This is a genomic window from Streptomyces sp. NPDC093586 (genome assembly GCF_044764905.1).
Classification (GTDB): Bacteria; Actinomycetota; Actinomycetes; order Streptomycetales; family Streptomycetaceae; genus Streptomyces.
Window position 1 is genome coordinate 1 of the sequence record NZ_JBIWJA010000083.1, and the last position, 5,755, is coordinate 5,755.

Annotated in this window: 1 protein-coding gene; it reads left to right on the plus strand. The window is 73.2% G+C overall.

Annotation, left to right across the window (positions count from 1 at the left end):
* Positions 1-10 precede the first annotated feature (10 nt).
* Positions 11-5,755, plus strand: a 5,745-nt coding sequence (locus ACIRFH_RS36385; RefSeq protein WP_403530818.1) for an SDR family NAD(P)-dependent oxidoreductase, incomplete at its 3' end; no start/stop codon positions are given.

Sequence of the window (5,755 nt, forward strand, 5' to 3'; positions counted from 1 at the left end):
CCACGAGTGGGTGACCGAACGCCTTTCCGGCACCGGCCTGTCCGTCGCCGCGGTCAACACCCCCGCCTCCACCGTCGTCTCCGGGGACAGCCAGGTCCTCGACACGCTGCTCGAACAGCTCGGGGCGGAGGGCGTGTTCGCCCGTCGTGTGCAGGTCGACTACGCCTCCCACAGCGCGCACATGGACCCGCTGCTGCCCGGCCTCGCCGAGGAACTGGCCGGTCTGGAGCCCCGGCCCGGACACACGCCGTTGTACTCCACCGTCCACGGCCGTGAGGTCGACGGCACCGAGATGGACGCGGACTACTGGTGTGCCAACCTGCGCCGGCCGGTGCGTTTCGACCGGGCCACCGATGCGGCCGCCGCCGACGGTCATCACGCCTGGGTCGAGATCAGTCCTCATCCCGTCATGGCGATGGCCCTCGACGACATCACCCAGCGGCACGGCGGGACCAGCCACGCCACCGCCCACCGCCACCAGGCCGACACCACCGACCTGCTCACCTCATGGGTCCACGCCGGACTCGGCCATGCGGACCAGTGGCCGTGGGAGCACGCCGTACCGCGCACCCCGGTCGAGGACAGGCTCCCCACCTACGCCTTCGACCGCGAGCGCTACTGGCACGCCGCCCCCGCGACCGCGTCGGGAGGCCCGTCGGCCCGGGGCGCCGACGGCCTGGACCACCCGTGGCTCACGCACGCGACCCCGCTCGCCACCGGCGACGGACTGATCCTCACCGGCAGGATCGACACCGCCGGCGCAGGGCAGCAGTGGCTGAGGGAACACCGGGTGTTCGGCACGGTCCTGCTGCCCGGCACCGGGATCCTCGACCTGGTCCTCACCGCCGCCGAACACGTGGGCGCCACCGGGATCGACACCCTCACCCTCGCCACTCCGCTGGTCCTGCCCGACAGCGGGCCCCTGCGGATCCAGGTCGCGGTCACCGGCGTCGACGCCGACGGCTGCCGCCAGGCCACCGTGCACACCCACCCCGGCCCCGACACCCACCCCGACACCCCCTGGACCACCCACGCCACCGCCCGGCTCACCCACCGCGCGCCCGCGCCCGCGCCGGAGCCCGTCGACTGGACGGCGACCGAGCACGCGGAGCACGTCTCCCTGACCGGGTTCTACGACCGCTTCCGCGAGCGCGGCATCGACTACGGACCCGCCTTCCAGGGCGTCAGCGACCTGTGGCGACGGGACGACGAGCTGCACGCCGTCCTCCGCCTCCCCGAGAGCCTGCGGACCGAGGGCTTCGGCATTCACCCCGCCCTGCTGGACGCGGCCTTCCACACGGTCCTTGCGGCCGAGGAGGCCCAGGAGGCCCAGGGAACCGGCGCGGCCGGCGGGCAGCCGCGCAAGCGGGTCCTGCTGCCGTTCGAGTGGAGCGACGTCCGGCTGTACGCGACCGGGGCCTCGGTCGTGCGGGTGCGCGTACGACTCGACGAGACACGCGAGCAGGCCGAGCTGTCCGTGACGGAGGAGAACGGGAATCCGGTGGCCACCGCGCGCCTGCGGCTCCGCGAGGCCACCGCGGGCAGCCTGCGGGTGGCGGCGGAACGGCACCTGTACCGGGTGGAGTTCCAGGAGTGCCCGGCGCCTGCCACCGCGCTCGCGGACACCGTGATCACCGGTGGCCCCCTCGCGGCGGCGCTCGCGCTGCCCGTGCTGGACGCCGGGACCGGACCGGTCGCCTCCCGCATCGTCGTGGACGCCACGGAGGTTTCCGGCACACCGGAGGAGTCCACCGCGGCGGCACTGGTCCGTGCGCGGGACCTGCTGGCCGACCCGCGGCTGGACGGGGCCGAGCTGGTCTGGGTGACCCGCCAGGCGGTGTCCGCGGCCGAGGGCGAGACCGTCGACCTGGCCTCGGCACCCCTGTGGGGGCTGCTGCGGGCGGCCCGCGCCGAGGGGCATCCGGTCCGGCTGGTCGACGTGGACGGGCACGCCGATCCGGACGCCGTGCGGGCGGCGCTGACCGTCCCCGAGCCGGAGCTCGTGGTCCGCGGTGCCGGCATCCGGGTCCCCCGGCTGGTACGGCTCTCCCCCCGTGACACGGCACCGGCGGACCGCGCGGCAACCGCCGCTCACACCCGCGACCCGGACGGCGCACCCGGCACGGTGCTGATCACCGGCGGTACCGGCGAGCTGGGACGGCAGGTCGCCCTGCACCTTGTGACGGCTCGGGGCGCGCGCAGACTGGTCCTGGCCTCCCGCCGGGGCGAAGGGGCGGACGGCGTCGGCGGCCTGGTCGCCGAACTGACCGCCGCCGGGGCCGACAGCGTGCGCGTGGTCGCCTGCGACGTCACCAGCCGCGAAGCCGTGGCCGGGCTCGTGGACTCCGTCGAGGACCTCGGCGAGGTGTGGCACCTGGCCGGCGTGCTCGACGACGGCCTGCTGGCGGACCAGACCCCGGAGCGACTGGAACGCGTCTGGGCTCCGAAGGCACGCGCGGCCTGGTGGCTGCACGAGCTGACCGCCACCCGTCCGCTGACCTCCTTCGTGGTGTTCTCCTCGGCCGCCGGCGTGCTCGGCGGCGCCGGACAGAGCGTCTACGCGGCGGCGAACGCGTTCGTGGACGCGCTCGTGCTGGAACGGCGCAGGCAGGGACTTCCCGGACTGAGCCTGTCCTGGGGGCTGTGGGAGCAGGCCGGCACGGGGCTGACCGCGCACCTCGGCCAGGCGGAACTGGCCCGGATGCGCAGGCAGGGCGTGACCGCGCTGACCGGCGCACAGGCCCTCGACGCCCTGGACACCGCCCTGGAAGCCCGGCCGGCCCACGTGGTTCCTGTCCGCGTCGATCTCTCCGGGCCGGAGGAGGCCCGGTCGCCGCTGCTGCGCGGCAGGTCCCGGGTACGGAGGCTGGCGGACACCCGGACGACCGGCACCGGCTGGGCCGACCTGCCGGAACCGCGACGCCTCCACGCCCTGACGGATCTCGTGCGGCGCGAAGCGGCGCTGGCCCTGGGCACGTCCGCCGAGATCCACCCCGAGGCCGTCTTCACCGACCTCGGCCTGGACTCCCTGATGGCGGTGGAACTGCGCCGCAGGCTGGCCGTCGAGACCGGACTGCCGCTGCCCGCGACGGCGATCTTCGACCACCCGACGCCCGCCGGCCTGGCGGCGTACCTCAACGAGTCCGTACGGGAGCGGGGCGACGGCACCGAGCGTGCCCCACGCGTGGAACGCGTGGCGCGACGCGACGTCCACCCGGCGACCGAGGGGCAGCGCAGGCTGTGGTTCCTGGAGCAGATGCGTCCTGGCACGGCCGAGTACAACGTGACGATGCCGGTCCGGGTCGCCGAACCGTTGGACCGCGCCGCGTTCGCCTCCGCCGTCGAGTACGTGGTGCGGCGGCACGAGGCACTGCGCACAGGCCTGGAGAGCCGCGACGGCGAGCTGGTGCAGGTGGTGCACGAGGAGTTCTCCACCCCGCTGAGCTTCGGGGAGGTGGCCGACTCCGAGGAACTGGCCGACCGGATCCGGACCGAGGCCGAGACGCCCTTCGACCTGTCCGGCCCCGTGCTGCTGCGCTGCCTGGTGCTCACCGGAACGGGCGAACAGGTGGTCTGCTTCACCCTGCACCACGCGATCGTCGACGCCTGGTCGCTGGTGATGATGCTGCACGAACTGTTCGCCGCGTACGGGAAGTTCCGCGCAGGCCTCGTTCCCGGCAGCGGCAGCGAGCCGCTCGCGCACCTCGGCGACTACGCCGGCTGGGAGCAGGACGCCATCGCGCAGGGAGCCTTCGAGCAGGGACTCGGCTTCTTCCGGGACGAACTGGCCGGGGTCCCGCGCCTGGAACTGCCGCGGGCCACCCCGGAATCCGGCGCGGGCAAGGTCGGGTTCGCGCTGCCGGACACCCTCCGGGGCGACCTGGAGGCCCTCGCCTCCGACACGGGAGTCACCCTCTACACCGTGCTGGCCGGCGCCTTCGCGGTACTGCTCTCCCGGTACAGCGAGCAGCGGGACTTCAGCATCGGCACGGTGTGGTCCGGGCGCGGACTGTCCGGATCGGCGGAGATCATCGGTTTCCTCGCCAACACCCTTCCGTTGCGCTGCGACCTCACCGCGGACCCGAACGTGCCCGGTCTGCTGTCGGCACTGAAGACCCGCGTGCTCGGCGTGATGGAACACCAGAACGTACCCCTGTCCGAATTGATCAAGGTCGTCGACGCCGAACGCAACGGCGAGGAGAACCCGCTGTTCCGGGCGGTGTTCAACTACGGCCTGGGCGCGGAGCCGGCCGACGGCACGTGGCAGCCGTTCGCCGGATCCTTCACCGGCAACGTCGCGGGAACTGCCAAGTTCGAGCTGACCATGAGCCTCGCACCCGCCGCGCAGGGACTGCGCGGGGAGCTGGAGTTCCAGTCGCACGTACTGGACGAGGAATCCGCACGGCGCATGGTCGCGAACTTCGAGACCCTGCTGAACTCCTTCGTCCGGGACAGCGACCTGCCGGTCAGCCGGCTGTCCCTGCTCCACACCGAGGACGAGGGCCGGTTCCGGCGGCACGGCGCCGCCGTGCCGCCGGAACCGGCCGCGCCGCCCCTGTCGCAGCCCGCGCGGCCGGTCGCAGGCGATGACCGGGTGTGGGAGACGGTGCTCTCGGCCTGGGCACAGGTACTGGAGCTGGAGCCGGCCGAGGTCGACCCGGACAGCGGATTCTTCGACCTGGGCGGAACGTCGCTGACGGCGGTGCGGGCGCACGAGCTGATCCGCACCGGCCTGGACCGCGAGTTCCCCCTCTCCACGCTGTTCCGCCACTCCAGCGTGCGGGAGCTGACCACGTTCCTGCGCGGCGACGCCACGCCCGCGGTGACCGCCGCGACGGCATCGACCGTGGAGCGCCCCGACGAGGACGCGGTGGCGATCGTGGGCATCGCCCTGCGCCTGCCGGGCGCGAACGGCGTGGAGGAGTTCTGGGCGAACCTGCGGGGCGGAGTGGAGTCGATCCGCCGCTTCACCGACCAAGAGCTGCTCGACGCAGGGGTGCCCGGGAACGTACTGGAGGATCCCGCGTTCGTCCCGGCCAAGGGCTATGTGGAGGACGCCGACCTCTTCGACGCCGAGTTCTTCGGCTACTCACGGTCCGAAGCGGAGAACATGGATCCGCAGCACCGGCTCTTCCTGGAGACGGCCTGGCAGGGCCTGGAGGACGCCGGCATCCGGCCCGGCTCCTACCCGGGCCGCATCGGAGTCTTCGCCGGTGCCGGATTCGGCGGCTACAACACCGGAACGGTGCGCGGCGACGAGATCACCGAACTCCACGAGTTCTACCGCAACCTCCTCGGCAACAAATCCGACTTCGTGTCCACCCGGGTGGCGCACAAGCTGAATCTGCGCGGCCCCGCGCTGACGGTGCAGACGGCCTGTTCCACCGGGCTGGTGGTCGCGCATCTGGCCAGGCAGAGCCTGCTGCGCGGGGAGTCCGACGTGGCCCTCGTCGGCGCCTCCGCCCTCACGTTCCCCCTGGAGTACGGCTACTACCACCAGGAAGGCTTCGTCTTCTCCCCGGACGGCTCGTGCCGTGCGTTCGACGCCGACCGCCAGGGCACCGTGGTGGGCAACGGCGTGGTGGCGGTGGTGCTGCGCCGGCTGTCGGACGCGGTCGAGGCCGGGGACCGCATCTACGCGGTCGTCCGCGGCAGCGCCATCAACAACGACGGCTCGGACAAGGTCGGCTTCACCGCGCCCAGCGTCAGCGGGCAGGCCACCGTCATCACCGACGCCCTCGCCGACGCCGGACTG